Origin of the sequence: Oligoflexus sp. (assembly GCF_035712445.1) — a bacterium.
Lineage (GTDB): Bacteria > Bdellovibrionota_B > Oligoflexia > Oligoflexales > Oligoflexaceae > Oligoflexus.
This window is the reverse complement of the sequence record NZ_DASTAT010000027.1, coordinates 11,478-36,328: the sequence shown is the minus strand read 5'-3', so window position 1 is coordinate 36,328 and position 24,851 is coordinate 11,478. Positions and strand designations below refer to the sequence as shown.

Genomic DNA, 24,851 nt, shown 5'->3' with positions numbered 1-24,851 from the left:
CCATGCATCCACGCGCATTACCCTGGCTTTACACCCTGCTCAGCATCGCATTAATCGCAGTGCTGGGCGGGCTCCTCGTTTATAGCTTCGTCAGTCTCGACTACGATTGGGATTTTCGTTTTCTTTTGGATTATATCTGGGAACCGGAAACCAATGCTCCCGGCCTTATCCTGCAGGGCCTCTGGGGCACCTTTTATATCAGCGTGCTCTCGATTATCTGCGGCACCCTGCTCGGGCTTCTCGTGGGCCTTCTGATGATCGGTCCTGAACCCGTGTCCCGGCATGCCGCCACCCTTTTCGTTGATATCTTTCGCAATACGCCCGTCCTGGTGCAGCTCTATGTGATGTACTTCATCGTGGGCACGGCCTTCAGCCTCAGTCCGGAAGTCGCGGGCATCTTAACCCTGAGCCTTTTCTGTTCCGCCTATGTCGCCGATATTTTCCGCGCCAACGTCGTGGAATTTGAACGAGGCCAGCTGGATGCCGCCAAAGCCATGGGTCTGAACCGTTGGCAGATCGCTTCTTCCATCATGGCGCCTCAAATTCTGCGGCGTATGCTGCCGCCTCTGGTCGGGCAGTTCGTGAGTCTCGTGAAGGATAGTTCGCTGGTCTCGGTCGTGTCGGTCACGGATCTGACGAAGTCAGCCATGAATGTGGTGTCCGTGAGTTTTCGCAGTTTTGAAACCTGGTTTGTCATAGCTGTCATCTACTGTGTGCTGAACTATAGCCTCAGCAGCTACGGACGCTATCTGGAAAAACGCCTGCGGGTCGGTGCGCGATGAAAGGTGCAGCTCCCATGGAAGCTTTGATTCGAATGCGTGCTGTGTCCAAGTCCTTCGAGGGCGCACATGGCTCGCATCATGTTTTGCGTCAGCTCGATCTGGATGTGTTCCAGGGCGATCGCCTGTGTTTGATCGGTCCCTCGGGCAGCGGAAAGTCCACCTGTCTGCGCGTGATCAACGCCCTGGAAACGATAGAAAGCGGCAGCGTGGAAGTCTGCGGGTTCGACTACGAAACGAGCAAGCTGCCCGTGCATCGGATCCGCCAGCATACGGCCATGGTTTTTCAAAGATTTGAACTCTTCCCGCATCTGAGTATTCTGGATAATGTGGCTCTTGGGCCCCGACTTGTGAAAAAAGTCGGGCGTTCGGAAGCCGAAGCCAAGGCCGTGGATCTTCTGAAAAGAGTCGGCCTTGGCGATCACCTGCGGAAATATCCTTCGCAGCTTTCCGGCGGTCAGCAGCAGCGGGTGAGTATAGCCCGGGCGCTGGCGATCGACCCGCGTGTTTTGCTGTGCGATGAGCCGACCTCGGCCTTGGATCCCGAGCTGGTTCATGAGGTCACCGATATTTTGCAGGAACTTGCCCAGCAGGGCATGACCATGCTGATCGTCACGCATGAAATGGCCTTTGCTCGCCGTGTGTCGACGCAGTGTTTGTTTTTGGATCAGGGACAGATCGTGGAACGATCAAGCCCCGATCAATTTTTTGAAAATCCCAAGCATCCGCGCCTGCAGCAGTTTTTGCAGGTGATCCGCGTTTAAGATCAGGAGAGCGATATGAAGAGCGGCGCCCGGGTTCAGTTTTCACCAGAAAAAGTCGCGGCTTTGCAGGCGCGTCGGCAGCGCATTATCAAGGCCCTGAACGGTGGCCTTCTTTTGGCTGCTTCACGTCCGGCCTTTCATAAGTATGATTCCTCGTACTTCCGCTATCGGCAGGACCCCAACTTTTATTATCTGAGCGGACTTTATACGGAAGACCAGGGCGTGGTCCTGCTCGTCTCCGGGGACAAACCGCAGTCCATCCTCTTCGTCGAAGACCGCGACTCTGCCACCGAAATCTGGAACGGACCCATGATCGGTCTGGATGGGGCCGCTCAGCTGGGCTTCGATCAGGTCTTCTCGATCGCGGATTTGCCGCGCGTGCTGCCGGAGCTGATGCAGAACGCGACCATGCTTTACACGGATCGTCAGCATCACGAAGGCGTCGAGCGCATCCTGAATGATATCGTCTATCGTCAGCGCATCGCGTTCGATGGACTCGAAGTCCGCGATTTCTGGGGCTTCCTCGGTGATTTCCGTCTCATTAAAGACGCCTATGAAGTCGAACTCATGCAAACCGCCAATCGCATTTCCGCAGCGGCCCATAAACGCTGCATGCAGGATGCGCATGCGGGCATGACCGAACTTGAACTGCAGGCTCTGCTGGAACTCGAAATGAAGTGCGGAGGCTCACCCTTCACCGCCTATCACAGCATCGTGGCCAGCGGCAGCAATAACTGCTGCCTTCACTACAATGTCAACAGCTGCAAGCTGGAGGCCGGTGACCTCGTTTTGATCGACGCGGGCTGCGCCTATGAAGGCTACGCTTCCGATATCACCCGGACATGGCCGGTGGATGGGCACTTCACCGATGATCAGCGGGCGATCTATGAAATCGTTCTGAAAACCCAAAAGTCCATCATCGACATGGTGAAGCCCGGGGTTAAAATCCCGGATCTGCAGGAAGCTACGATCAAAATGCTGACCGAAGGTCTGATCGAACTCGGTGTCATCAAACTCAGCTACGAGGATGCGCGGAAGAACGATACCTTCAAAGCCTGGTATCCGCATGGCGTTTCGCATTATCTAGGACTTAACGTGCACGATGCAGGGCGTTACGTGGTCGAGGGCCAACGCCGGCCATTGGAAGCCGGTATGGTGATCACCATCGAACCCGGTATTTATATTCAGCCGGGTTCACCCTACGCGGACGGCCGTTGGCACGGCATCGGTGTAAGAATCGAAGATGACATCCTCGTGACAGCGGACGGTTATCGTAACCTGACCCACTGTCCCAAGGAAGTCGCGGAACTGGAAGCTTTGCGCTAGAAAGAGGGGGCTCAGCCCCCGTGCCTTTGTTCCAGCACCTTCACGGCATCACTCAGCTTCAGCCCGCGGCCTTTCAAAAGCACCATCAGGTGAAAGATCAGGTCGGCCGCTTCACCGAGCAGTTCTGCATCACTCGGGGCCATGGCCGCGAGGGCGACTTCCACACCTTCTTCCCCGACTTTCTGAGCCATTCGCTGCACGCCGTCCTCAAAGAGACGTGTGGTGTAGGATCCTGCGGGGCGCTCTTCATAGCGCTGATCAATGACCCCTTGCAGTTGATTCAGAAAATTCACGGATGGACTCTTAGGACCGAAGCAGGTCGCGCAACCTGTGTGGCAGGTGGGGCCGATCGGGTCGACTTTCACCAGCAGCGTGTCCTGATCGCAGTCGAGCGCTACCGACTTCAGACGTAGAAAGTGCCCTGAGGTTTCCCCCTTGGTCCAAAGCTTTTTTTGCGTCCGGCTGTAGAAGGTCACAAGACCTGTTTCGACCGTTGTATTCAAAGCCTCGGGCGACATGTAACCGAGCATCAGGACGCTGCCTTCGCGATCGTCCTGAATCACAGCTGGAATCATCCCGCCGACTTTTTCCCAGTCGATACTTGCGATATCCATCATAAACGAACCTCCACACCGGCTTTTTGCAGCCAGGCTTTCAAATCAGGAATCTGCACCTCACCACGGTGAAAAATTCCAGCCGCCAGGGCCGCATCCACGCGCGCCTTATGGAAGGCATCCAGGAAATCCTGCGGTTTGCCAGCTCCACCGGACGCCACCAAAGGCACGCGGCAAAGGTCCCGCGCCGCCTGCAGCTGGCGAATGTCGTAACCGGCCCGCGTGCCATCGGCCGCCATGCAGTTCAGAACGATTTCACCCGCGCCGCGATCCTGGACCTCGCGAATCCAATCGAGCGTTTTTTTGCCGGCACTTTGCGCGGTTTTTTCGCTGCCGGTATATTTCCAGATCATATAATCGCCATCCTGTTCGATGGAGTCGATGCCGATCACCACGCACTGGCTGCCGAACTCATCAGCCAGGGCATTGATCAGCCCCGGATTTTCAATCGCAGGGGAATTGATGGAGACCTTGTCCGCACCTGAATGCAGAACGCGGCGCGCGTCGTCCACGCTGCGAATGCCGCCGGCCACGCAGAAAGGAATATCAATCACGCGGGCGGTGTCTTCGATCCATTGGGTCGATACCGTCCGGCCTTCCGCGCTGGCTGTGATATCGTAAAACACCAGCTCATCCGCACCGGCATCACGATAGCGCCGGGCCAGATCCAAAATATCACCAAGGATCACGTGATCCTTGAACTTCACGCCCTTGACCACCTTGCCGTCGCGGACATCCAAACAGGGAATGATTCTGCGGGCTAGCATTGCAGGGCCTCCTCGAGTGAAATGGTGCCTTCATAGAGCGCCTTGCCAATGATGGCGCCACCGACGCCGTCGGCCTTCAATTGCCGGATATCTTCAACCTTATGCATACCGCCTGAGGCGAGCACGCAAAGGCGCGGATATTCGGTCTGCAGTTTTTTATAGAGCGCGAAGTTCGGGCCGCTCATCATGCCATCGCGTTTGATATCGGTACAAAGAACCTGATTCAAACCCATGCCCATATAACTATCGAGCACTTCATGCGCCGAGATTGAGGACACCTGCTGCCAGCCATGCGTGGCCACGCGCGGTTCACCGCTGTCATCCAGCATCACATCCAGACCAAGGGTGATGTGCTCAGCACCATAGGTTTCAAAAATTCTTTTGGTCAGCTTCGGATCCTGGATCGCAAGGCTGCCGATCACCACGCGTTCCACGCCGGCTGAAAGCAGAGCCTCGACATGCTCGACGGTCCGTACGCCGCCGCCGACCTGAAGCTTCAAGGGGACTTCGGCGGCCAATGAACGCAGAAGATCAACCTGCATCGGCCGGCCTTCGCGCGCGCCGTCCAGGTCCACGACATGCAGATAGGTCGAACCGCTCGCAACAAAACCCTGCGCGGCTTCAAACGGCGATTTTTTATAGGTGGTGCGATCTTCAAAACGCCCTTGAGCGAGACGCACAACCTGCCCATTCATAAGGTCAATGGCGGGATAGATCTTCATAGCGTTAAAAAGTTCCTTAAGATTAAGGAGCCCACATCGCCGGATCGTTCCGGGTGAAATTGAGTTCCGAAAAAGTTGTCCTGCGAAACCAGAGCGGGGATGGTTTCTCCGTAATGACTGCTGGCCCGAGTCGTGGCATTGACGGGAGCGCGGAACGAGTGCACGAAGTACACGCGGCAGCCCGGTTTCAAACCTTCAAGCAAAGGCGAGGGTTGATCCCATTCCAGACTGTTCCAGCCCATATGCGGAAGACTGAGGCCGTAATCGCGAATGCGCGAGACGCGGCCCGGCAGAATACCAAGGCAGGGAATATCACCTTCCTCGGTGTATTCATAAAGAATCTGCATGCCGAGGCATATGCCGAGCACGGGCTGCTTCAGCTGCTTGATCACAGGGATCAGGTTCAGCGCCTGCAGGCTTTTCATGGACGCCTGGGCATGGCCGACACCCGGCAGGATCACGCGATCCGCGGCCTCGATCACGGCGATATCGGTGGTCAATTCATAAGGCTGATCCAAACGTTCGACAGCATTGGCAACCGAACGCAGGTTGGCAACTCCGGTATTGATAATGGCGATCATAAGAGCCCCTTGGTCGATGGCAGATCGGTACCCGACTTTTTCACGGCCTCGCGCAGACTGCGTGCAAAGGCTTTGAAAATCCCTTCCGCAATGTGATGATCGTTCTGTCCGCGAGCCCGGATATGCAGGTTCGCGCCCAGGGCTTCCGCCAGCGAGCGGAAAAAGTGCGGGATCATCTCGGTGCTCAGCTCGCCGATTTTTTCGCGCTGAAAGTCGGCTTCAAAGACACTGAATGGTCGTCCACCCAGATCCAAAAGCACCTGCGCTTCCGCTTCATCCATCGGCAGGGCGAAGCCGTAGCGTTGAATGCCGCGCTTGTCCCCAAGGGCCTGCCTCAGAGCCTGGCCGAGCGCCAGTCCCACGTCCTCGATGCTGTGATGATCGTCGATCACGAGATCACCCTGGCATTCCACCTGCAGACTGATTCCAGCATGACGCGCGATTTGATCGAGCATATGGTCGAAGAAACCGACGCCGGTTTTCATGCTGACCGGCTGCGCCTGATCCAGATTCACCGCAACACGAATCTTCGTTTCCTTGGTCTCGCGTTTCACATCCGCTTTGCGATCGGCCAGCAGAAGCTCATCGACGATCTCGTCCCAACTCAAACCTTCACCGAAAGGCGAGCGGATGCGAAGGCCACGGATCCCCATGTTTTTCGCGAGTTCCATATCGGTGTCGCGATCACCGATCACAGCGGCGGCCTGACGATTCCAATCCGTGCGCTGCAGCCAGGGAAGGACCATGCCGACGCGCGGTTTTCTGCATTCGCAGCCGGCTTCGCGGAAATGCGGGCAGACCAGAATGGAGGAAAAGGTGATGCCCTGACTTTCCAGGAGATCCACAATAAAGTTCTGGCAGATTTCAAAGTCCGCTTCGGGAAAGGAGCTGGTGCCCAGGCCGTCCTGATTGGTGATCATGACGAAGCTATAACCCGCCTGCTTCAAACGAAGCAGCGCGGGGATCACACCCGGGACGAGTCGGATCTTATCGAGCCGGTCCACCTGGTAGTTTTCCGGTTCGGTGTTGATCGTGCCGTCGCGATCTATGAAGAGTATCTTCTCCATTCACTTCTCCTCCGGTCGCAGGCGCACGCTTACGGCCAGACGATGCGCTTCAAGCCCTTCAAGGCTTGCGAGCTTTTCAACCGAGGGACCGATGGCCGCAAGACCTTCGCGCGAAAGATGCTGGAAGGTGATCTGTTTCATAAAGGATTCGAGCGACAGCCCGCTCCAGGCGCGCGCGTGACCATAGGTGGGCAGCACGTGGTTGGTGCCGCTCGCATAATCACCGGCGGATTCGGGTGACCAGGCGCCCAGAAACACCGAGCCGGCGTTCTGCAGACGACGGGCCCATACTTCAGGCTCCTGGATCTGAAGAATCAAGTGCTCGGGTGCGTAGGCATCGGAAATCTTCACGGCCGTGGCGATATCCTTCACCACAAAAGAGCGGCTATTCGCCAGAGCCTGCGCGGCTATTTCGCGACGCGGAAGCTTTTGGAGCAGACGATTCAATTCTGCGAGGCAATCCCTGGCGATTTTTTCGCTGGTGCTGAGCAGGATCACCTGCGAATCCGGGCCGTGTTCAGCTTGAGATAAGAGATCCGCCGCCACAAACGTGGGATTGGCGTATTCATCCGCAATCACGAGGACTTCGGAGGGGCCGGCCGGCATATCAATCGCGGCGCCTTCGCTGTGCGATGCAACCTGCTGCTTGGCTTCGGTCACCCAGGAATTTCCAGGTCCGAAAATTTTATCAACTTTCGGCACGGATTCCGTGCCAAAGGCCATCGCGGCAATGGCCTGCGCGCCACCCACTCGATAGACCTGATCGATCCCGCAGAGTGCGGCGGTCGCGAGCACGATCGGATCGATTTCCCCGTTCGCCTGGGGCGGCGAGCACAGCACGCGGATAGGATTTTCCGCAATGTGGGACGGCACGCCGAGCATCAGAACCGTGGAGGGCAGGGGAGCCGAACCACCGGGTATGTAAAAGCCCACGCGTTCGATAGGGCGCGCTTCACGGAAACAGCGAATGCCCGCCAGGGTCGGGATTTCAATGCGCCGCGGAAGCTGCTGCCGGTGGAAGCGTTCGATATTATCCCGCGCCATTTCCAAAGCTTCACGCGTGGATGGTTCCAGGTTCTCCAAAGCCTCTTGAATTTTAGGAGGCGGAACGCGCAGGCTTTCAAGCTTCACCTTATCGAAACGCGCGGTCATTTCCAAAAGGGCTTTGTCCCCGCGTTCGCGCACGTCGCTCAGAATTTCGCGCGTGCGGCTCTGCAATTCTGCGGAAGACGAGGACGCAGGCCTTTTCAGTAAGGTGCTCTGCTCGTCCTGTGTCAGCTGACTCCAATTATAGATACGCATGGCCGCTCTCACTCAATGATTTTTTCGATGGGCAGCACCAGGATGGAGCTGGCGCCGGCTTCCTTCAGCTTTTCAATGGTTTCCCAGAACACATGCTCCTTGCAAACGGCATGGATGGCGACCTTGCTTTCGTCATACATAAGGGGCATGACGGTGGGTTTTTCCATGCCAGGAATCAACTGGGAAATACGGTAAATGGCATCCTTGGGAGCATTCATCATAATGTATTTGGCGTTCTTGGCTTTGCCGAGCCCATCAAAGCGGGCCATCAAGCGTGCGATCAGAGTTTCCTGATCCTGGCTCAGCTGGGCGCGGGGACGGACCAGCACGGCTTCGCTTTCCAAAAGCACGGTGGTTTCACGCAGACCATTCGATTCCAAGGTCGCGCCGGTCGAAACCAGATCGCAGATCGCATCGGCGACGCCGATGGATGGAGCCACTTCCACGGAACCTGAAATTTCCACGATGCTGGCTTTGATGCCGTTATCATCGAGGAAGCGCTGCAGAATATTGGGATAGGATGTGGCGATGCGCTTGCCGCTGAAGCTGCTCAGGCCTTCATAGTTGACAGTTTTAGGCAGGGCGAGCGCGAGGCGGCAGTAGCCGAAACCTAGCGAGCGGATAATCTGAACATCACTTTCACCCTGGGCCACGCGCCCCAGTTTTTCTTCGAGCACGTTCAGGCCGCAGATGCCGAGCTGAGAAACCTGATTGTTGACGAAGCCAGGAATATCATCATCACGCACCAGCATCAGGTCGATGGGCTGCTCTTTGGCGCGTACGATCAGGCGGTCGGTGCGGGCTTCGAAGGTGATGCCGGCCTGGGCGAGGAGGTCCCGGCACTTGTCGCTCAGGCGACCCGATTTCTGAATGGCGATACGAAGTTGTTTATTGCTCACTTGGTTCTCCCTGTTGGCGCTGCAGCACCATGCGGTATCCGCCTGTGCCGTAAGTCAAGGAGCGGGCGACGCGTGTGATGGTCGCGGTGCTCACTCCGGTCTTTTCATTGATGACGCGATAGGACAGACCCTGGTCGAGGAGCTTGGCCACCCGCCAGCGGTCCGCCATGGACCTGAGTTCGGCCGGCGTGCAGAGGTCTTCGAAGAAACGGCTGAACTCGTCGATGCTCTTCACGGACCGTAAGGCCTCGTAAAGCTCGGTTAAATAGCGTTCGTCCCAGTGATCGGGGGCTTTGCCACTTTGGATACGGACCGCTTCGCGTTCAGACATTTCATCTCTCCTGGGCGTGAAAGTGTTTTAGCCTGCTAAAACGCTAATGTGATAACATAATGCGTAAGCGGTCTCAAGGCTTTTTATTCGGCCAAAAAAGCCTGCTTTTTCACCTTGCTATCCCATGGTTCCTTGGTTATGTTACTGCGCTGAGCAGAAGACTCAGTCATTCATGACGTGCCCTAAGCGGCGGCCTTGAATCCCAATTTTGATTCCGGTCCCGCAGAGGAAAGTTGTTTCGTTACCCAAAGCGAGGTTAAACTCGCTGTTCACATTGAAAGAGGTAGTTTCAAGTATGAAAAAGCTTCTCGTTGTTCTTGGCCTTTCTGCGATCGCAATGGCCGGTAAATGCGGTTCTTCCAACTCTGAAGAGAAATCTCAGGAAGCCACGAAGACCCAGGAAGAGTTCCCAGTTAAAGAAGAGAGCCCAGTTCCAGCTGAGGAAGTTCCTTCTTACGAACAACAGGAAGAGGCAACTCCAGCTCCTGCAGAAACCCCTGCTCCAGCTGAAGCCACTCCTGCTCCTACGACTCCCTGATTTTGCTTAGGGCGTGCCCGCATCAGACTCCAGCACAACTGGAGTCAAGTGTGTGCACGCCCTTAGTTTCCCTCCCGCCCCATCTTTCGCGATCTTTCCTCTTCAATCTGAATAAACCTGTGCACCCACTGATAATCGCAGCGGAAAAAAAAGCTTGACCCCATTGTGCGCAGCAGAATTTTTCGCTTGTCATCGGTTGATCTTCTGAATATAGAGGACAGCTGAAAAGCTGAGGTTTTTGAATAAGGTAAGGCCCCTGGCCGCCTGTTGGCTGACTGGAGTGGGGAAGTATGACAACGCAAGTAGTAAACGCCGAGACCGAGAATCAGATCGTGGAATCGCCCGATTCATTCAGTGAGCAGCACTTTCGCAAACTGATCGGTCGTATGCAGAAAACCGTGGCTAAAGTTCGTCGGATCGATCTTCCTGAACTGCTGGAACTCGCCTGGGTTGATGGCATGCTCGATCCCTTCGCTGAGCGTCTTGTGCGGTCGCGTCCTGACCTTAAGGACGATATCGACCAGATCACAAGCGAACTCCGCGCTGACTAAGTTCGTTCTTCCCGATGGTGCCCGGCCTTGACTCAGGGTGCGGGCTCGCCCCTCTTTCTCGTCCTCTCTCTCATCCTGAACCCTTGGTGCTGCTCGATTGCCCTGCGCTGGCGTGGGTTTGCGCTTTGTTCTGGTCCCGTTCCTTGACTCAAGACCTTGATATCAGTCGAAATTTTTACTCGCGGTAAGAATCTTTTTGGCCGAATTCGTCCACGATTCCCGTACGTTCGGACTACGACATTATTGACTTGAAAATACAATATGACGTGGGGTAGAAGGTGTAGTCTTTCGGGGGTAAAGCCCACTACAACCAGCTCAAAGCCTTATGCGACATAGGTTTTGGGGGACAACTCGATCCACAGGAGAGATGGTATGGAAACAGTCGATGCCGCCCACATGCGGGCCATGAACTGCAGCATTCTGCTTAAGCTCATCTGGAAGCATCATCGGATCTCACGAGCGGATATCTCACGCATCACGAGCATGAGTCGGTCCACTGTTTCCGCGATCGTCACGGAGCTTTTGGATCGGGGACTTGTCAAAGAACTCGGCATCGGTCCGTCCAATGGCGGCCGCCGTCCCATGATGCTGGCCTTCCAGGAGGATGCCTATTCCATCCTTGGCATCCAGATCAGTACGCATACCATTGCCGTTGCGACCTTGAATTTGAATGGCGTCGTGCGCCGTTGGGTGACGCAGCCCTGCGAGGTGTTTGAAAATCCCGCCGAGGCTTTGGCCCTTGTTCAAAAAATGATCGAAGAAAACGCGGCGCTCACTTTCAGTGAAGAGATGCCGCTGATCGGCATCGCCGTCGCTCATCCTACCGGGACCGACGTTGATTTTCAAAGTTGGGAAAGCACTCTGCGTGAGCGTCTGACGATTCCTGTGCATATGGATTCCGATGCTCATTTCGGGGCGCTTGCCGAACTTTGGTGGAATCAAAGCGTTCAGCCGCGGCACGTCGGATATTTTCAGCTGAGCGAGACGCTCGGCTTTGGCTTTCTGATTCGTGATGAACAGAAAACCTATGGCGTCAGTGGACAGCTCGGTCAGCTGCTCTGCAAATCCGAAGGCACCATCAAGAGTCTCGTTGAGCATCTTGGTGAGACATCGGCCTTGCCCAGAAAACTCAGTGAGCTATTGGAAGCGGCAGCTTCGGGTGATGCCGCCGCGGAAAGCTGGGTTTCCAAAACTGCCGAGTGTATGGCCTTGACGCTTTACAATGCACAGGCTCTTTTGCAGCTCGACCGCGTTGTGATCGGGGGGCTTTGGCGCAGCCAGACGCAAAGGCTCAAGGCCATGGTCGAAGGTCTGGAAGACAAGTACGGCCGCACCAGTCCGCTGTCGGTGAATGAGTGGCTGGTTCCCAGTTTCCGTGGGGAGCAGCAGGTCGCCCTGGGCGGCGGCACTCAGGTTCTGCAGCATGTGCTGGATGATCTGAGCCTGTTCCCGGCCCGGCCGAATATGTCGATTGTGCGTGAATCGACTCAGGAGGCCCAGGTTCCGCCTTTAGATTGAGTAGGAGCCATCCAAACTCTGCCAGGGCGGCGCGAAAGCCGCCCTTTTCCGCCCGCAAAAGCCTGCCAAGCCTATATTTTCATTGATCCTGGCCGACAATTCGTGTAATTCTCGCCACCGTTGACGAGAAACCGATCGTATTTTTGAGGTTAGAATGGCTCGTTTTAAAGGCCCCCGTTTAAAAATCATGCGCTCGCTGGGCGTACAGTTGCCTGGTCTGTCCCGTAAGAAGTGGGACGAGCGTAAAGCTTATCCCCCTGGAATGCACCAAGGCCGCCACCGTAAAAAAGTGAGCGTTTACGGTACCCAGTTGCGTGAAAAGCAAAAGCTGCGCTTCAACTACGGTCTCGGCGAAAAACAACTCCGCCGCTTCGTAGATATGAGCTTCCAGATGCGCGGCGATCCCGGCGAAAACCTCCTTCAGTTCCTTGAGCGTCGCCTGGATAACTTCGTCTTCCGTGCTGGTTTCGCTGCAACTATCCCAGCTGCTCGTCAGCTGATCGTTCACGGCCATATCAAAGTCGATGGCAAGCGCGTGAACAAGCCTTCTTTCCTTATGAAAAAAGGCCACAAAGTGAGCCTCGCCGACAAAGCGACCAAGTTCACTCACGTCCAAGCCTCCCTGGAGCAACTCTCGTTGGTTCGCCCTGAGTGGATCGGCTTCGACGAAGGCGCGAAAGACGCGACCGTCGTGAGTCTGCCGACTCGTGATTCGGTGCCTTTCCCTATTGAGATTGGTCAGATCATCGAATTTTACTCGAAGTGAGTTTTTGTTTTTATTGGGTTCATCTGGAAAGAGATTTTCGGTGAGCCTGATAGCAAAGCTTATAAAAAAGATCCGAATGGCGGAAGCTGTTCGGGTCTTTTTTTTCAGTGAAAGGTCTCGCCGTTTTCCAGCATCGCGATGATGCGTTCAATCCAGCGTTGGCGCGTTTCCGGTTTCTTCGCATTCGTGATTCGAAAGTAGATGGCAAAGGTATTAGCGCGATTCAGCGTTTTGAAGAAGGCCTTGGCTTTTTTATTTTTATTCAGTGCTTTTAGAAAATCTTCCGGTGGTTCCGCATTTTTCGCACCTTCATAGGCTCGTTCCCAACGTCCATCCGCCTTCGCCGCTTCGATCTGGGCTTGGCCTGCGGGAGTCATGCGGCCTTCCCTGATCAAACGTTCCGCGTGGCCGATGTTGATCTTCGACCAAACACTTTTCGGTTTGCGAGGTGTGAAGCGAATGCGATAGCTGATGTCATCCAAACTGCCCTTGAGGCCATCCACCCAGCCTGCACACAGAGCCTCGTCAATGGCTTCCTTCAGGGACATTCCGGTTTTGCCAGAATCTTTCTTATAAAACCCGACCCAGATTTCGGTTTCCTGCCTACCGTTTTTGTTTAGCCAGGTTCGAAAGGCCTCTGCGGTTTTAAAGAATTTATTTTGCATCAAAGCCTCCTCGCTGCAAGAGATTTGAACCGAATCCCTTGACACCCCGCGTGCTTTCTGAAAAATTCAAAGGGACTTCCATGAAAATGCTGCATATTTACCAGTAATGCAAGGAGTTCCCATGCGATTGATGTCGGGTCTTGTGCTATCTGCAACGGTCATGAGCTGTGGTGTTTCGAATAAGAGTCACCTCCATGATATAGGAACGAATATTGATCCTGCCCAGCGTACCTTGGAAGTGATGGTGGGTTTTGAGAATGACGAAACATTGGAAAGGCAACTTCGTCTGCTGAGTCGTGCAGCGGGTCTTACAGAGACGCTCGGCGTTCAGCTTTATGGTGCTATAGATCTGGAAGGTGAATATGTCGAGTTCCTGGCGACGCCTGGATTGAAGTACGGGGACATAGTGCGGGAAGGCTCCGTGTTCAAGTTCAGTTCCACCGTTTACCTCGGGGATCAGTTTGCTTACAAAATTGGAGAGGCCTACCCCAAGACCTGGCAAGGTCATGATTTTGAACAGTCGGAGAAGGATGGAGCCTTGATTGCATTGAGCGGGCACCTGCACGAGCCCCATGCGGCAGCTGATAAACCTCAGCAAAGTCCCGAAGGCGGGGAGGCCAAGAAGCTGTTCATTCTTTGCAAGAATTTTACAGTGAAACAGCCTTATACCGAAGAATGGCGGAAGTTAGGCTGCGACCTTAACGTTGTGAACGGCAAACTGCAGATTTCGTATCTGAAGACAGCAGCCAATCCCGAAGGCACACGCTTTGATTTCGTAGCTCCCACAGTTCTTTAAAATCGGAAAAACCAGAGGAAAAGGCAGCAACCCTGGCGGTGTGGCTGCCTTCATTTTTTATGGGGCTCTATGCTAGGATGTTCTGACGGCCTCTGGCGGAATATTCAAGAGCGGAGTTTGAATCCATGGACGAACTCACGAAAAATGATCCTGGAACAAAACCGAAGAAAAGACGGCAGCCGAGGGTGGAAAGGGACATTTTCGGCAACGAGTATCTCGGTGCGAAAACGGTATTTACTTTGAACCTGGCTGTCGATCAGCTGCCTGATGGTGCGCAGAGGCTGATTTCGCTGGCTTCCAGTCTGCAGATGACTGGATATGACCTGGCTCTGGTCTTTTCTGAGGCCTTGCTGATGGTCGATACCGCGTTTTGGGAAAGAAAGATGGAAGACCTGACTCCCTTTGAGTGGACGCTCCATGAGGCCTTAAAAGATGAAGCGTTCAGGAAAGTGGTCGCGGCATATTTGGATGAGCGGCGTTAAAAGGTCTGTTTAGGATAACGCTTACAGGAAACTATAGCGCAGAGTTCCTGCCCCATCGACAAAGCCATCGGTCGCGAGATAACCAAAAAATTGCTCACCGTTCGGAACGAAGGCTTCTTCCGGCCGACCAAACTGATTCCGGTCAAAGCCTGTGTTTATACCAAAACGCTGAGTAGCGGGACCTCCCGCAACCACCAAAGATACGAACCTGCCGTTGACGAAGTTGAGTATGCCTTTGGAATCGAACTGCTGAGCCTGAGGGGTCAGATAGTTAAACTGAAGGTTCTGCGCTTCCAGAGTCTCCTGCGCGGCTCCCGTAAGCATGCTGGAGTCATATTGAAATGTACCCGAATACACGAGGCCCGTTCGGGTTCCAGACACGATCTGGACCGTGAAACTGGTGCGGATGATCAAACTTTGGACCTGCGCGAGATCGCGTGACAGTGTTCTTTGTCCTGTTTCCGTGAGAGACACTTTCTGGCCTTCAATCGTACCATCAAAGCTAAGGCTGACCTTGTTCATGGCTGTCACGAGCTGCTCAGGTTTTGTGGTCGTGAGCAGAAACAGGCCTGTCTTCGCATCCCTTGTTTGAAGAGTCTCATCGGCTGTCGGATTGAGGATGGTCCCCTTCCATTGTCCGTCGCTGGCCACGGCTCCACCCGATTTACGGGAAACACCACAGGCAAAGTTGACCTGAGCGGGGCTCGTCTGTGATTTCTGACTGTCGAATATTGTACAATCGATGAGATAACTGCCCGAAATGTTGGCGGGAGGCAGGACGCCTTCCTGCCCCTCGGCATTGGCACTCAATTCGTCTGTGCCTTTGGTTTCTGTCCGGGCATCTGCAGTCTGCTGATCGGACTGTCCAAAGATTTTGGAGGGCTTCACCGCGGTGTCATTGCACGCAAGGGCGAAGACCAGGATTGCTGGTAGAAATTGTAAAGGTCGCACAGTGTACCCCTTACCTGAGTGTCGCATACTCGGGTTCTGAAGGTCTTCTCGGTGTTCGTGAGCCCATACTTGAAAGCTTCTCCAACCAGCGGTTTTTCCTGTGCGTTATCAGAGTCTTGACCACGGGTTTTGGAGAATTATATCTGACGTCATAATCGAGAATTCGAGGACTGTGATAGATGAAAGGGGAGCGCTTTCCATGAGATTATCTTCAACAGTCTTCATGTGGTTTTCGGGGTTCGACGAGCAAAGCTTCAAGGCCGAGGTTCAGTCTTTTACCTGAAACAGTCTGCACTATACCTATTCAGATAATTTTTGGGAGCGGTCAAGCATCAGCACCGAGGAAGTTGGTATGAGTCAGTCTTTTCATCGGCGGACAGAAAATGTTTACAAAATAACAGCCACCGACAGCGATAGGAAGCGTTCACAACGCAGAATGGATGAGCGCCTGCGCATGCCCTCGTTTATTCGGCCCAGCCTTGTCATCGGCTTCTCCTTCTGACCGAGCTTTCCCCCAACATGAAGTGCTTGGGCTCGGGCCTGGGATTGGAGTAGAGTAGGGCTTCTCAAGTCTGAAAGGAGCCCTGTATGCTGGAACGAGTAACCGAAGATATCAAAGCTGCCATGAAGGCCAAGGATAAAGGTCGACTTGACGCGCTGCGCCTTTTGAAAAGTGCCTTTATTGAAAACAATACCTCCGCGAAGCCGAAGGCGGATGCCGAGGTGGCCATTGCCCATGTGAAGAAACTGAAGGATTCGATCGAACAGTTTCCAGCAGGATCGGACGAGGTGGCCAAAATCAAAAAAGAGATCGAATATCTCGCGGCCTATGTTCCTCAGCCTTTGAGCAAAGAAGATTTTGAAGCCATGGTGAAGGAATTTGTCAGCAGCAATCCAGGCGCTGATTTCGGAACCGTGATGAAAGCGATTACGCCACAAATCAAAGGCCGATTCGATGGTCGCGAAGCGAGTCAAATCGTGAAGACCATAGTAGGATAGTTCAAAGCTAAATGCCATAGTGGCTGACATGGCCTGTGCACGATCCTTGCATTGATGAGAATAGGGACAGAGAGTCCTCACACATCAATCAGGAGGTACCTAACATGCTTCAGTGGACTATGATTTTCCTCGTGCTTGCCGTCATCGCCGCATTCTTTGGTTTCGGCAGCCTGGCAGGCACAGCCGCATCCATCGCCCAGATTCTTTTCTTCGTGTTCCTGGCTGCCGTCGTGATCAGTTTCTTCACACGTCGCAGAGGACCTTTGACCTGAACCTAGGTCGTCGCGGACGCAGACAAATCAGGGTTCTTTCCTAATCCTGATTTGTCTGGGCGAATCGCGAATCAAGGCGCAACACAGATAGGGATGTGAGTCGCGGTCTTCAGAACATCGTTGGAATAAGACTGATTCATATGCAAGTTATAGGCATATGTGGTATCTGATGACTTCGTCGTCGCTGACCAGTAGCTTCCCACCGTCGCCATGAAGAAATTGTTATTATCCAGTGTATCCCCACCAGGACGGGCTGTTGTCCCACCTTGCTTATAAGCCAACTGACTGATCCCATGATTATACGCATTCTGCATTTCCATCTGCGTTGGAAGTCGCCAATCGCTGCGAGAACCGAAAGTCAGACTCGCGCAATGCTCGACAGCCAGCGACCAGTCTTTTGTCGTATTGCTCGCGGCCCCGCCGCCGACAGGGCTGCTTTCTGACCAGATCAAACCCGTGACATTATCCTGCATCATACAGTCGTCTGCTGCACTGTCACAGGCACCATCCGGGGTAAGGTCCGACCAAAGTTCCTTGCCACATGCATTTTCGGTGGACCAGCCTGTAGGCTGCAGCGTAGGAAAAGCGTTATTGAAAACGTTGCCAATGGTATCCCACCAATCGATCGCTGAACCACTCGTGATAGCACCGTTTCCCGGCGGAGACAGGTCTGAGTTATACGCTGAACTGTTGACCCTGTTGCGGCAATTGTTCTTGATGGTACCGGTCTTGGCGTAAATCGTAACGGTATTCCGAAGGTTCCAGGGATTGATTTCGCACGCTGAACCCGTCCAGCGACAGGTATTGTCGGCCGTGCAGCTCCCTTGAGTGCTGTACGAACAGGATGGAGCCGGCAGCGTACCCGTGGTGCCGAATATAGTCACCCCACTGCGAATATTTTCAGCCGCGATGCCTGTATCCCCTGCGTTGCTGTGATGAGTCCCATCGGAACTCCAATATTCAAAGGTCGCACTGGCTTTGACTTTGGCGTTAAAGGTTACGCTGTCCAGATCAGCTGTGGCGGACGCTGAGGGCAGCGTGTAGGTCGATGATGGATAGTCACCGGACTCAGCTGCAAGCGTCACGCCCGAACGAATGTTGCCGGCCGTTGCCAGGGCTTTATTCGCAGCTTTAAAGAGATTGGACGTCACGCAGCCTGTCGCGCCATCGCTGCTGCAATCCAGGAGAGTTCCGCTGGCGTTATTGCTGCTATCCAACGACCGGACGTTGGCGGGACTGGGAAAGTCCGGCACGTAAGCTGGCGTTGTGGGTGATGCGGGATCTCCATAGCTTCCTGTTCCTGAGAGCACGGATGCAGCCGCGGGAAGGGCGAGAGTACCCGCCATGGATGTGGAATTGATTCCATAGCTCGTTCCACTCAGAACCTTGCCTGCAAGCGGCAGAACGATGTTGCCGCTGACTCCAGCTATGGATTGACTCGCCAGCACTTTGCTGGCCAGTCCCGTCGTCAGAGCCGGTTTGTATTGGGCGTTGGCCACGCACGACGTGCTGCCTTCACTCGCACAGTCGTCAGGACTTGCCACGAATGCCCCGATCACAGAGCCAATCGTGACAGCCATGCGGAGGTTCTCTGCTTTGAGTTCGATTTCATCCTGAATATCGACCAGAGTGCCGGTGATGTCACCGATCGTGACCCCCGAGCGAATATTTTCCGGTTTCAAGCCGGCGCCGCCCGAGCATGCCCGCGTGCCTTGAACCAGCTCACCTTCACCATTATAGAACATCATATCATCACAGACGCGGGAAGCCTCCAGCATCATCAGCGGGGCCACCTCTCCACCTTGATTTTTATAGACGGCTTTATCTTTCGGTTGAGTAACCGCGACCTGGGCGCCGGGCACATAAACCGTAGCGTCCTTGGCTTCAGCCTTCACAACCGTTTCCCGTTTTACGCCAGAGCCCTTGCCGCAGCTCAGCGTCAGCAAAAGGATCCCCAGGAATGGGACGAGGCGGGACCAATCGTGTGAGCATCTGCACAAACCCATAGTTGCTTCCGTCCTTTTTCAGGCAAAATTCAGGGAGCCGTGCACAGCACGCTTATCGTCGCATTATCCGTTTTAACCAGGCTGGAGCTGCGTCCTTCACCAAGATAAACATACTCGGCTGTGCCTGTGGTGGATGATCGCATGGTTGCGCTCCAAACATAGGTGTCCACATCCGAAATAAACATATCGTTGTTGTCGAGCGAATCTCCGCTGGGGCGTATGGAACCCCCGCCTTTAAATCCAAGCTCCCGGATGCCGTGATGATAAACCGCGGTAAGTTCCATATTGGTCGGTAAACGCCAGTCCGTGCGGCCACCGAAGTCAAGGTCATCGCAATGCGCCACAGCCTGAGACCAATCCAGTTTTGTAACGGCGGGTGCGGTGGATGCCACGGGATAGCTTTCACTCCAAATCTGACCGGAGTTGTTATCCCGCATCACGCAGTTATCGGCAGCACTATCGCAGGCCCCGTCGCTCGTCATATCCGACCACAGTTCCTTGCCGCAGACGTTTTGAGCCGTCCAGCCCGTGGGCAGCTCGGTGGGAAGAGCGTTAAGGTTGGCATTATGATTGTTGATGCTATCCCACCAGTCTACGACCAAACCCGCAGTGGTCCCTGCGGTGCCGGGCATTGAAAAATCGGAATTATAGATCGCGCTATTGGCCCGGTTACGGCAGTTGGTTTTCATGAGTCCGAGTTGACCTGAAAGAGAAATGCCGCTGCGAATATTCCAAGGGTTCAGTTCGCAGGCCGATCCTGTCCAGCGGCACGCGTTATCCGCGATGCAGGATGTCTCTGTGCTGGCAGAGCATGGGACCGCGGCTGCTGTGCCGAGAGTTCCGAAGACATCAATGTTGGCGACAAGGTTCGCGGCAGCGATATCCGCGTCTCCGGCGCCCGTATGATGGCTGCCGTCCGAGCCCCAATATTCAAAAGCGGTTGCGGATTTCATTTGCGTGGCGAAATTTGTATCAGTAAGGTCCGCGACGGTCGATGCGGAAGGTAAGCGGTAGGTCCCGGACGGATAGGCTCCGAGTTGTCCTGCGATGGTCACTCCGCTTCGGATGTTGCCAGCTGTTGCCAGAGACATGTCGGCAGCTGGATAACTGCCGTTGGCTAGACAGGCAATGCTGCCGTCAGTGGTGCAGTCGCCCAGAGTGCCCGTGACGCCATTCACGGTATCATTGTTGCGAACATTGGCTGCACTTGGAAAATCGGGAGCATAAGCGGGAACCAGGGCAGCAGAAGGATCACCGTAAGCGCCCGTGCCGGTGAGCACGGCGGTCGTTGCGGGAAGAGTCAGCGTTCCGCTTAGGCTTCCGTTCGAACCATAGGTCGTACCGCTCAGAACTTTGCCCGACGAAGGGAGCGTGACGTTGCCATTGACGCCGGCAACGGTTTGACCGGCGATGACCTTGCCGGCCACCTGGCTGATCTGAGTTGCTTTGAAACTTCCTGTGATCACGCAGCCGGTTTCACCTTCCGCGAAGCAATCCGCAGGTGGTGACGTCATCGTGCCTGTGATGCCTCCAATCGCGACGCCACTGCGGATGTTGGCAGGAATTAATTCCGGTGTTTCGTCCACACTTTGCAGCGTGCCTTTGATCCCAAGAATCGTAACACCCGTTCGAATATTCGAAGCTGTGAGATTGGGGTCGGCACGCAGCGAATCGCAATCGCGAGTTCCCTGAGACAGGGCGCCCTCGGCATTGTAATAGGTGATGTCGCTGCAAATGGAGGCTGGACTCGACAGGACCAGAGGATGATTTTTCTTATCAGCGAATTGACTTACGATGATTCGGGAGCCTGATTCGTAGGTCACGGCCACATCCTTCGAGGCAGGAACGCGTTCGACAACGTCCACGCTCACTTCATCCCGACAGGCTGTGAGCTGGAAAAAAAGCAGGATAGGCAGGAAGGCTTGTCGAAATCCCATACTTTGCTGCATGACGTCAGGCCTCCTCGGTCCAGTCTTACTTACGGTAAGTATGAGATATGGGCTGCATGGCCTCCATAGTTTCCTCTTCGCCCTTGGCGCCTCGATATGAAGAGTGGCAGGTAATCGTGCATAAGAATCAAGGAATCCGCGATGATTTGCGCGCAAGTTTTGGATAGGCCGAGGGAAGATCCTGAATATGCATGGGATGTACGGGATTGTTTTGCGGTTGCGCGAAGGGGTGGAGCTTGGGAAGGCAGCCTTGGCTGCCGCGTCCCACGATCCTTTTTTAACGGGGCAGGAGCAGGTTTTCCAGCTTATCGAAGGCCTCCGTCCATCCCTGGGACATGCCGGTTTTCATGCCGGCGAAGGCTGCGCGTTCGTCCTGAGATGCATCACCGAAAGGTTCCCAAGTGAGGGTGACCCGCGTTTGGCCCTCGTCCTCTTTCGTGAACTGAACACGCGTGAGCATAACCGCGGGCCAAACCGGAACGTTCGGATGCTTCGAGGGCTGGCCTTTTTCATCGCAGAAGATCTGGGTGTATTCGAGCGCATGGGGACTGCGAATTTTTCGGTAGCTCATCTTCCCGAACATGGCGAGCCCTGAATCATAGGTCATCTTATAAAACGCCGTCTTTCCTTCGGCGATCTCGGCATTGAGGTATTCCATGCGAACCCCGACCGGGCCCAGCCACTGCGCGACGAGCTTGGGATCGGTCCACATGGCAAAGACTTTTTCCGGTTCCGCTGCGAAGCTTCGGTTGATGACGAATACTTCGTCCTTGTCCAAATACTCGGCGAGACGGTCCCAGGTGGAGTTGCCACCGGCGTCCTTGATGAATTTTTTCGACTGCCTGGCGACTTCGGCCGAAGGGAAGGCCATGGTCATTTCCATTTCGGTTTGATTGCCGATCTGTTTGAAAGTGACCGTGACCCGGAAGAGAGGGGGAGTATTCTCGGTGGCGCCGTGGTCGTAGACAAGGCGCTTGAGAGGCTCGACCTCGTGATAGACTGTTCGATTTGGGTAATCCGTTCCGTCCGGCCCATGCATCGTATAATGCCAATGGCCGCCTACTTTCAAATCCTTGCTATGGGTCGTGAGAGTAAATCCGCGCGGCCCCCACCACCTGGCGGCTTGCACGGGATCGGTCCAGGCCTCCCAGACGGTGGTGACTGGAGCATCGTAGATCCTCGTGATTTTCAATTCATTGGGCTTACTTTTTGCGGACATGGTTTTTTCCTTTCGTATCTTTTTTCGGTACAACAGTTTTGAGATATTCATCCAGTCGATCGAAACTCTCTTCCCAAAAGACCCGATACGGTTCCATCCAATCTGCAGCGTCTTTAAGAGCCTCAATTTTGATTTTGCAGGGGCGATATTGGGCCTCGACGGATTTTGTGACCAATCCGGCTTTCTCAAGGACTTTGATGTGCTTGGTGATGGCGGGGAGGCTCATCGAGTCCAAAAAGGGTTCGGCGAGTTCGGAGACGTTGGCCTCACCTTGCGAAAGACGGGCGAGGATTGCGCGTCGTGTCGGATCCGCAAGGGCGGCGAATGTCTGGCTAAGAGGATCATGCATTATTTAACCCTTTAGCTAATTAACTGACTGGTTAAATATGGTGAATTTCGCGGCCGGAGTCAACTGCGCAATAAAGTCCTTCCCTCCTGGGGGGCTTCGCTTCTATAGTTGATTAAACAAAAAAGAGTATGACTCGACAGCGGGATGAGATGTCTCGGGGGTGCGGTTCATTCGCTGCGGTATGCCGCAGGTGGAGTTGACCCTCGGTCTGCTGCGGGATGCAGCGGTTTGCCGGGGGCTGAAGCTGCCCCACGACCCACCGCGGGCCGGCGATACGCCCCCTCTGGTCCATCGCGCCCCTGTCGCCTTGCCTTGAGGTGTTCGTGAAAGCAGCACTTTTCGCGTTGCTCGTGCTCGTCGGTTGCCAGACTCCTGGTCGTGATATGGACGTGGAGACAACACCTTTGGCCTACGAAACGACGGAGGACCTGCCTTTCGCGGAGCCCTCTTTTTATGCAAAGTGGGTCAGCAGGCCCTTCGTTCTTTATGTAGGCTCGGATAATCTTGAGCTTTATAATGCGATCGAAAACGCCGCCGTAGAAATCAACCAGGCGGTCGGTTTTCAGCTGGTGCTGTTTGAAGGCATTCGGCAGATCGAAGACGGCGAAAAGGAATACCGGGGCCGGAATGGAATCAACGCCGTCGTGGAAGTGTCAGATGAGGTCTACACGCGGGTTGCCGAGAAAAATCCGGCTTCGCTGGCCATCACCAAACTCATCACCTCCAAAAAGCAGCTTTACGAAGCGGATATCATGATCCGCAGTTCGACCATCCATAGCCGCGTTCTCAGGGCCACAATCCTGCATGAACTCGGACATGCCGTGGGGCTGGGGCACACCCAGGACCGACGATCGTTCATGTATCCGCAGATGCGCGATCCCAAGCGTTCCCTTCTTGGGCCCGATGATGTGCGCGTTCTCAGCCAGCACTATGCGCACTGAAGGTGGAATGACCGGCCACATTACCAGCTTGTATCCACCCCAGGAATCAGGTCTTTATGAGAAGAACGCTGAGGAATGGGGTGACTATGAGCACGTGGGATACTGTGAAACTGGACGATAGCTTTGTACGGACCCTGCCGGCCGACCCGAAGGATCTGAATCGGTCCAGGCCTGTCCAGAACGCCTGTTTTTCTTTCGTAAAGCCGACTCCTGTGACCAATCCCCAGCTGCTCGCCTGGTCGGATGAAGTGGGCGCGATCCTGGGACTTGCCCGACCTCGCAACCATGATGACGAGACAATCGCCATTCTAGCGGGCAACCAACTTCTGCCGGCGATGCGGCCTTATGCGGCCCGTTATGGTGGACACCAGTTCGGACAATGGGCCGGGCAGCTGGGTGATGGACGGGCACTTACCCTTACGGAAATCGTGAACGAAGCCGGGCAGCGCTGGGATCTTCAGCTGAAAGGCGCGGGGCCCACACCCTATTCCAGGCGGGCGGACGGACGTGCGGTGCTGCGGTCGTCGATCCGGGAATTTCTTTGCAGTGAAGCCATGCATCATCTCGGTGTGCCGACCACCCGGGCGCTGGCTCTGATCGCCGCCGATGACAAGGTCGTGCGCGACATGTTCTATGATGGTCATCCCGAAATGGAACGCTGCGCGATCGTTACGCGCGTGGCTCCGAGTTTTGTGCGTTTCGGCAATTTTCAAATCCTGGCGGCGCATGAGGAAAGGGAAGAACTGAAACAGCTGGCTGATTATGTGCTGGAGCAGCACTATCCCGAATTTGATCGCCAGGACCCTTTGGTTTATGCGCAGTGGTATATGGAAATCTGCCGGCGAACCGCGCGCATGATCGCTCATTGGCAGCGCGTGGGTTTTGTGCACGGAGTGATGAACACCGATAACATGTCCATACTGGGGCTGACGATCGACTACGGTCCCTATGGTTGGCTCGATGTCTTTGATCCGAATTGGACGCCGAATACCACCGATGCCGGGCAACGGCGCTATCGTTACGGCAATCAGCCCTCCGTGGCCCTTTGGAATGTGGCCCAGCTGGGGCAGGCTTTGGTTTCGCTTTTTCCAGGACCGGAAGTGATTGAAGAAGGGATGAATGTCTTTCACCGCTCCTTCAGTTATTTTTATCAGCGAATGATGGCGGACAAACTCGGTCTTGCCGATCTTTCCCAGGAAAGCGACCGCCAGTTGATCGTCGAGCTGGATGATCTTTTTGCTTTGACGCCGACGGATATGACGATTTTCTATCGCCGTCTGGCCGACATTCCTTTGGATCCCGAAAGCGGGCAGGAGCGTTTGGAAACGGTGCGTGCTGCTTTTTATCAGCCGTCTGTTTCATCCCAGCACGAAACGGCCTTCGTCGATTGGCTGAACCGCTATGCGGCGCGCAGCCGGGCGAGTGCACGGGCGGACGCGGAACGACGCCGCATCATGAATGAAAACAATCCGAAGTATGTTCTAAGAAATTATCTGAGTCAGCAGGCCATAGACGCAGCTGAAGAGGGGGATTTCTCCCTGATCAACCGTTTGCTGCGCGTGATGAAGGCGCCTTATGACGAGCAGCCGGACGAGGCGGAGCTGGCGGCCAAACGCCCCGCATGGGCTGAAAATAAAGCGGGCTGCTCGGCGTTGTCCTGTAGCTCCTGAGGAAAAACGTTCATAGGCTTGGCGTTA

The 24,851-nt window shown here is 54.8% G+C and carries 27 protein-coding genes; 13 read left to right on the top strand and 14 right to left on the bottom strand.

Features of this window, described 5'->3' with window-relative positions; translation table 11 throughout:
* Nucleotides 1-2: 2 nt before the first annotated feature.
* From VFO10_RS06095 to VFO10_RS06085, 3 genes are read left to right on the top strand one after another with little or no spacing between them, the layout of a single operon-like run.
* Entirely contained in the window at nt 3-782 is a 780-nt protein-coding gene (locus VFO10_RS06095) for an amino acid ABC transporter permease (RefSeq protein ID WP_325138106.1), read from the top strand.
* A gap of 14 nt (nt 783-796) precedes the next feature.
* Nucleotides 797-1,543 carry an amino acid ABC transporter ATP-binding protein gene (locus VFO10_RS06090; protein WP_325138104.1) on the top strand — a complete coding sequence of 249 codons (747 nt, stop codon included), beginning with the start codon at nt 797-799 and terminating at the stop codon, nt 1,541-1,543.
* 15 nt (nt 1,544-1,558) lie between these two features.
* The gene (locus VFO10_RS06085) at nt 1,559-2,869 is read left to right on the top strand and encodes an aminopeptidase P family protein (RefSeq protein WP_325138102.1); all 1,311 of its coding nucleotides are present in this window, start codon (nt 1,559-1,561) and stop codon (nt 2,867-2,869) included.
* Between the two features lie 11 nt (nt 2,870-2,880).
* On the opposite strand, the gene hisIE is transcribed toward VFO10_RS06085, so the two are convergent.
* Genes hisIE through VFO10_RS06045 form a run of 8 tightly spaced genes read right to left on the bottom strand, consistent with a single transcriptional unit; the run spans nt 2,881 to nt 9,152 of the window.
* Entirely contained in the window at nt 2,881-3,486 is a 606-nt protein-coding gene (gene hisIE, locus VFO10_RS06080; RefSeq protein ID WP_325138100.1) for a bifunctional phosphoribosyl-AMP cyclohydrolase/phosphoribosyl-ATP diphosphatase HisIE, read from the bottom strand.
* Nucleotides 3,483-4,250 (bottom strand): imidazole glycerol phosphate synthase subunit HisF, encoded by a 768-nt coding sequence (hisF, locus tag VFO10_RS06075; RefSeq protein WP_325138098.1) that lies wholly within the window; start codon nt 4,248-4,250, stop codon nt 3,483-3,485. The genes hisIE and hisF overlap by 4 nt, the downstream gene beginning before the upstream one ends.
* Nucleotides 4,244-4,972, bottom strand: a complete 729-nt coding sequence (hisA, locus tag VFO10_RS06070; RefSeq protein WP_325138096.1) for a 1-(5-phosphoribosyl)-5-[(5-phosphoribosylamino)methylideneamino]imidazole-4-carboxamide isomerase — start codon at nt 4,970-4,972, stop codon at nt 4,244-4,246. Before hisA ends, hisF begins: the two co-directional genes overlap by 7 nt.
* Nucleotides 4,969-5,553, bottom strand: coding sequence for an imidazole glycerol phosphate synthase subunit HisH (gene hisH, locus VFO10_RS06065; protein WP_325138094.1), 585 nt, complete (start codon nt 5,551-5,553; stop codon nt 4,969-4,971). Before hisH ends, hisA begins: the two co-directional genes overlap by 4 nt.
* The gene (gene hisB / locus VFO10_RS06060; RefSeq protein ID WP_325138092.1) at nt 5,550-6,620 is read right to left on the bottom strand and encodes a bifunctional histidinol-phosphatase/imidazoleglycerol-phosphate dehydratase HisB; all 1,071 of its coding nucleotides are present in this window, start codon (nt 6,618-6,620) and stop codon (nt 5,550-5,552) included. Before hisB ends, hisH begins: the two co-directional genes overlap by 4 nt.
* A complete protein-coding gene (gene hisD / locus VFO10_RS06055; protein ID WP_325138090.1) occupies nt 6,621-7,922 on the bottom strand; it encodes a histidinol dehydrogenase in 1,302 nt (433 codons plus the stop codon).
* Nucleotides 7,923-7,930: 8 nt separating this feature from the next.
* A complete protein-coding gene (gene hisG / locus VFO10_RS06050; protein WP_325138088.1) occupies nt 7,931-8,821 on the bottom strand; it encodes an ATP phosphoribosyltransferase in 891 nt (296 codons plus the stop codon).
* Complete coding sequence (locus VFO10_RS06045) at nt 8,811-9,152, bottom strand: YerC/YecD family TrpR-related protein (protein ID WP_325138086.1); 342 nt, start codon at nt 9,150-9,152, stop codon at nt 8,811-8,813. Before VFO10_RS06045 ends, hisG begins: the two co-directional genes overlap by 11 nt.
* A gap of 295 nt (nt 9,153-9,447) precedes the next feature.
* Between VFO10_RS06045 and VFO10_RS06040 the strand changes: the two genes are divergently transcribed.
* From VFO10_RS06040 to rpsD, 4 genes are all read left to right on the top strand, one after another.
* The gene (locus VFO10_RS06040) at nt 9,448-9,690 is read left to right on the top strand and encodes a hypothetical protein (protein WP_325138084.1); all 243 of its coding nucleotides are present in this window, start codon (nt 9,448-9,450) and stop codon (nt 9,688-9,690) included.
* Between the two features lie 290 nt (nt 9,691-9,980).
* Entirely contained in the window at nt 9,981-10,241 is a 261-nt protein-coding gene (locus tag VFO10_RS06035; protein ID WP_325138082.1) for a hypothetical protein, read from the top strand.
* A 372-nt stretch (nt 10,242-10,613) separates the two neighbouring features.
* Nucleotides 10,614-11,759 carry an ROK family transcriptional regulator gene (locus VFO10_RS06030; protein ID WP_325138080.1) on the top strand — a complete coding sequence of 382 codons (1,146 nt, stop codon included), beginning with the start codon at nt 10,614-10,616 and terminating at the stop codon, nt 11,757-11,759.
* A 154-nt stretch (nt 11,760-11,913) separates the two neighbouring features.
* Entirely contained in the window at nt 11,914-12,525 is a 612-nt protein-coding gene (gene rpsD / locus VFO10_RS06025) for a 30S ribosomal protein S4 (RefSeq protein WP_325138078.1), read from the top strand.
* A 104-nt stretch (nt 12,526-12,629) separates the two neighbouring features.
* Here rpsD and VFO10_RS06020 read toward each other — a convergent pair whose 3' ends face one another.
* Complete coding sequence (locus VFO10_RS06020) at nt 12,630-13,190, bottom strand: YdeI/OmpD-associated family protein (RefSeq protein WP_325138076.1); 561 nt, start codon at nt 13,188-13,190, stop codon at nt 12,630-12,632.
* Between the two features lie 121 nt (nt 13,191-13,311).
* On the opposite strand from VFO10_RS06020, the gene VFO10_RS06015 reads away from it, so the two are divergent.
* Complete coding sequence (locus tag VFO10_RS06015; RefSeq protein ID WP_325138074.1) at nt 13,312-13,986, top strand: hypothetical protein; 675 nt, start codon at nt 13,312-13,314, stop codon at nt 13,984-13,986.
* A 125-nt stretch (nt 13,987-14,111) separates the two neighbouring features.
* A complete protein-coding gene (locus VFO10_RS06010; protein ID WP_325138072.1) occupies nt 14,112-14,468 on the top strand; it encodes a hypothetical protein in 357 nt (118 codons plus the stop codon).
* 21 nt (nt 14,469-14,489) lie between these two features.
* On the opposite strand, the gene VFO10_RS06005 is transcribed toward VFO10_RS06010, so the two are convergent.
* On the bottom strand, nt 14,490-15,419 hold the full coding sequence (locus tag VFO10_RS06005) for a hypothetical protein (protein WP_325138070.1): 930 nt from the start codon (nt 15,417-15,419) through the stop codon (nt 14,490-14,492).
* Nucleotides 15,420-16,007: 588 nt separating this feature from the next.
* Between VFO10_RS06005 and VFO10_RS06000 the strand changes: the two genes are divergently transcribed.
* Together VFO10_RS06000 and VFO10_RS05995 are read left to right on the top strand one after the other, a co-directional pair.
* Nucleotides 16,008-16,418: a GatB/YqeY domain-containing protein gene (locus tag VFO10_RS06000; protein WP_325138068.1), complete on the top strand. Its 411-nt coding sequence runs from the start codon at nt 16,008-16,010 to the stop codon at nt 16,416-16,418.
* Nucleotides 16,419-16,522: 104 nt separating this feature from the next.
* A complete protein-coding gene (locus tag VFO10_RS05995; RefSeq protein ID WP_325138066.1) occupies nt 16,523-16,690 on the top strand; it encodes a DUF1328 domain-containing protein in 168 nt (55 codons plus the stop codon).
* Nucleotides 16,691-16,761: 71 nt separating this feature from the next.
* Here the strand turns inward: VFO10_RS05995 and VFO10_RS05990 are convergent, their stop codons facing one another.
* The 4 genes from VFO10_RS05990 to VFO10_RS05975 all read right to left on the bottom strand — a co-directional run bounded on the left by VFO10_RS05990 (nt 16,762) and on the right by VFO10_RS05975 (nt 22,213).
* Complete coding sequence (locus VFO10_RS05990; RefSeq protein ID WP_325138064.1) at nt 16,762-18,636, bottom strand: DUF1566 domain-containing protein; 1,875 nt, start codon at nt 18,634-18,636, stop codon at nt 16,762-16,764.
* Nucleotides 18,637-18,725: 89 nt separating this feature from the next.
* The gene (locus VFO10_RS05985) at nt 18,726-20,645 is read right to left on the bottom strand and encodes a DUF1566 domain-containing protein (protein WP_325138063.1); all 1,920 of its coding nucleotides are present in this window, start codon (nt 20,643-20,645) and stop codon (nt 18,726-18,728) included.
* Between the two features lie 277 nt (nt 20,646-20,922).
* Nucleotides 20,923-21,864: an SRPBCC family protein gene (locus VFO10_RS05980; RefSeq protein ID WP_325138060.1), complete on the bottom strand. Its 942-nt coding sequence runs from the start codon at nt 21,862-21,864 to the stop codon at nt 20,923-20,925.
* Nucleotides 21,848-22,213: a metalloregulator ArsR/SmtB family transcription factor gene (locus VFO10_RS05975; RefSeq protein WP_325138058.1), complete on the bottom strand. Its 366-nt coding sequence runs from the start codon at nt 22,211-22,213 to the stop codon at nt 21,848-21,850. The genes VFO10_RS05980 and VFO10_RS05975 overlap by 17 nt, the downstream gene beginning before the upstream one ends.
* 323 nt (nt 22,214-22,536) lie before the next feature.
* Between VFO10_RS05975 and VFO10_RS05970 the strand changes: the two genes are divergently transcribed.
* Together VFO10_RS05970 and VFO10_RS05965 are read left to right on the top strand one after the other, a co-directional pair.
* Nucleotides 22,537-23,154: a matrixin family metalloprotease gene (locus VFO10_RS05970; RefSeq protein WP_325138057.1), complete on the top strand. Its 618-nt coding sequence runs from the start codon at nt 22,537-22,539 to the stop codon at nt 23,152-23,154.
* Between the two features lie 86 nt (nt 23,155-23,240).
* Nucleotides 23,241-24,824, top strand: a complete 1,584-nt coding sequence (locus tag VFO10_RS05965) for a protein adenylyltransferase SelO (RefSeq protein ID WP_325138055.1) — start codon at nt 23,241-23,243, stop codon at nt 24,822-24,824.
* Nucleotides 24,825-24,851: the final 27 nt, after the last annotated feature.

Bases quoted from the DNA above. Each gene is read 5' to 3' on its own strand.
- hisB (WP_325138092.1), bottom strand. From the start codon at position 6,620: ATGGAGAAGATACTCTTCATAGATCGCGACGGCACGATCAACACCGAA.
- VFO10_RS06095 (WP_325138106.1), top strand. From the start codon at position 3: ATGCATCCACGCGCATTACCCTGGCTTTACACCCTGCTCAGCATCGCA.
- VFO10_RS05985 (WP_325138063.1), bottom strand. From the start codon at position 20,645: ATGCAGCAAAGTATGGGATTTCGACAAGCCTTCCTGCCTATCCTGCTT.
- VFO10_RS06085 (WP_325138102.1), top strand. From the start codon at position 1,559: ATGAAGAGCGGCGCCCGGGTTCAGTTTTCACCAGAAAAAGTCGCGGCT.
- VFO10_RS06030 (WP_325138080.1), top strand. From the start codon at position 10,614: ATGGAAACAGTCGATGCCGCCCACATGCGGGCCATGAACTGCAGCATT.
- VFO10_RS06015 (WP_325138074.1), top strand. From the start codon at position 13,312: ATGCGATTGATGTCGGGTCTTGTGCTATCTGCAACGGTCATGAGCTGT.
- hisIE (WP_325138100.1), bottom strand. From the start codon at position 3,486: ATGATGGATATCGCAAGTATCGACTGGGAAAAAGTCGGCGGGATGATT.
- hisF (WP_325138098.1), bottom strand. From the start codon at position 4,250: ATGCTAGCCCGCAGAATCATTCCCTGTTTGGATGTCCGCGACGGCAAG.
- hisH (WP_325138094.1), bottom strand. From the start codon at position 5,553: ATGATCGCCATTATCAATACCGGAGTTGCCAACCTGCGTTCGGTTGCC.
- VFO10_RS05995 (WP_325138066.1), top strand. From the start codon at position 16,523: ATGCTTCAGTGGACTATGATTTTCCTCGTGCTTGCCGTCATCGCCGCA.
- rpsD (WP_325138078.1), top strand. From the start codon at position 11,914: ATGGCTCGTTTTAAAGGCCCCCGTTTAAAAATCATGCGCTCGCTGGGC.
- hisD (WP_325138090.1), bottom strand. From the start codon at position 7,922: ATGCGTATCTATAATTGGAGTCAGCTGACACAGGACGAGCAGAGCACC.
- VFO10_RS06090 (WP_325138104.1), top strand. From the start codon at position 797: ATGGAAGCTTTGATTCGAATGCGTGCTGTGTCCAAGTCCTTCGAGGGC.
- VFO10_RS06000 (WP_325138068.1), top strand. From the start codon at position 16,008: ATGCTGGAACGAGTAACCGAAGATATCAAAGCTGCCATGAAGGCCAAG.
- VFO10_RS06010 (WP_325138072.1), top strand. From the start codon at position 14,112: ATGGACGAACTCACGAAAAATGATCCTGGAACAAAACCGAAGAAAAGA.
- VFO10_RS06045 (WP_325138086.1), bottom strand. From the start codon at position 9,152: ATGTCTGAACGCGAAGCGGTCCGTATCCAAAGTGGCAAAGCCCCCGAT.
- hisA (WP_325138096.1), bottom strand. From the start codon at position 4,972: ATGAAGATCTATCCCGCCATTGACCTTATGAATGGGCAGGTTGTGCGT.
- VFO10_RS05965 (WP_325138055.1), top strand. From the start codon at position 23,241: ATGAGCACGTGGGATACTGTGAAACTGGACGATAGCTTTGTACGGACC.
- VFO10_RS06020 (WP_325138076.1), bottom strand. From the start codon at position 13,190: ATGCAAAATAAATTCTTTAAAACCGCAGAGGCCTTTCGAACCTGGCTA.
- VFO10_RS05980 (WP_325138060.1), bottom strand. From the start codon at position 21,864: ATGTCCGCAAAAAGTAAGCCCAATGAATTGAAAATCACGAGGATCTAC.
- VFO10_RS05975 (WP_325138058.1), bottom strand. From the start codon at position 22,213: ATGCATGATCCTCTTAGCCAGACATTCGCCGCCCTTGCGGATCCGACA.
- VFO10_RS06035 (WP_325138082.1), top strand. From the start codon at position 9,981: ATGACAACGCAAGTAGTAAACGCCGAGACCGAGAATCAGATCGTGGAA.
- VFO10_RS06040 (WP_325138084.1), top strand. From the start codon at position 9,448: ATGAAAAAGCTTCTCGTTGTTCTTGGCCTTTCTGCGATCGCAATGGCC.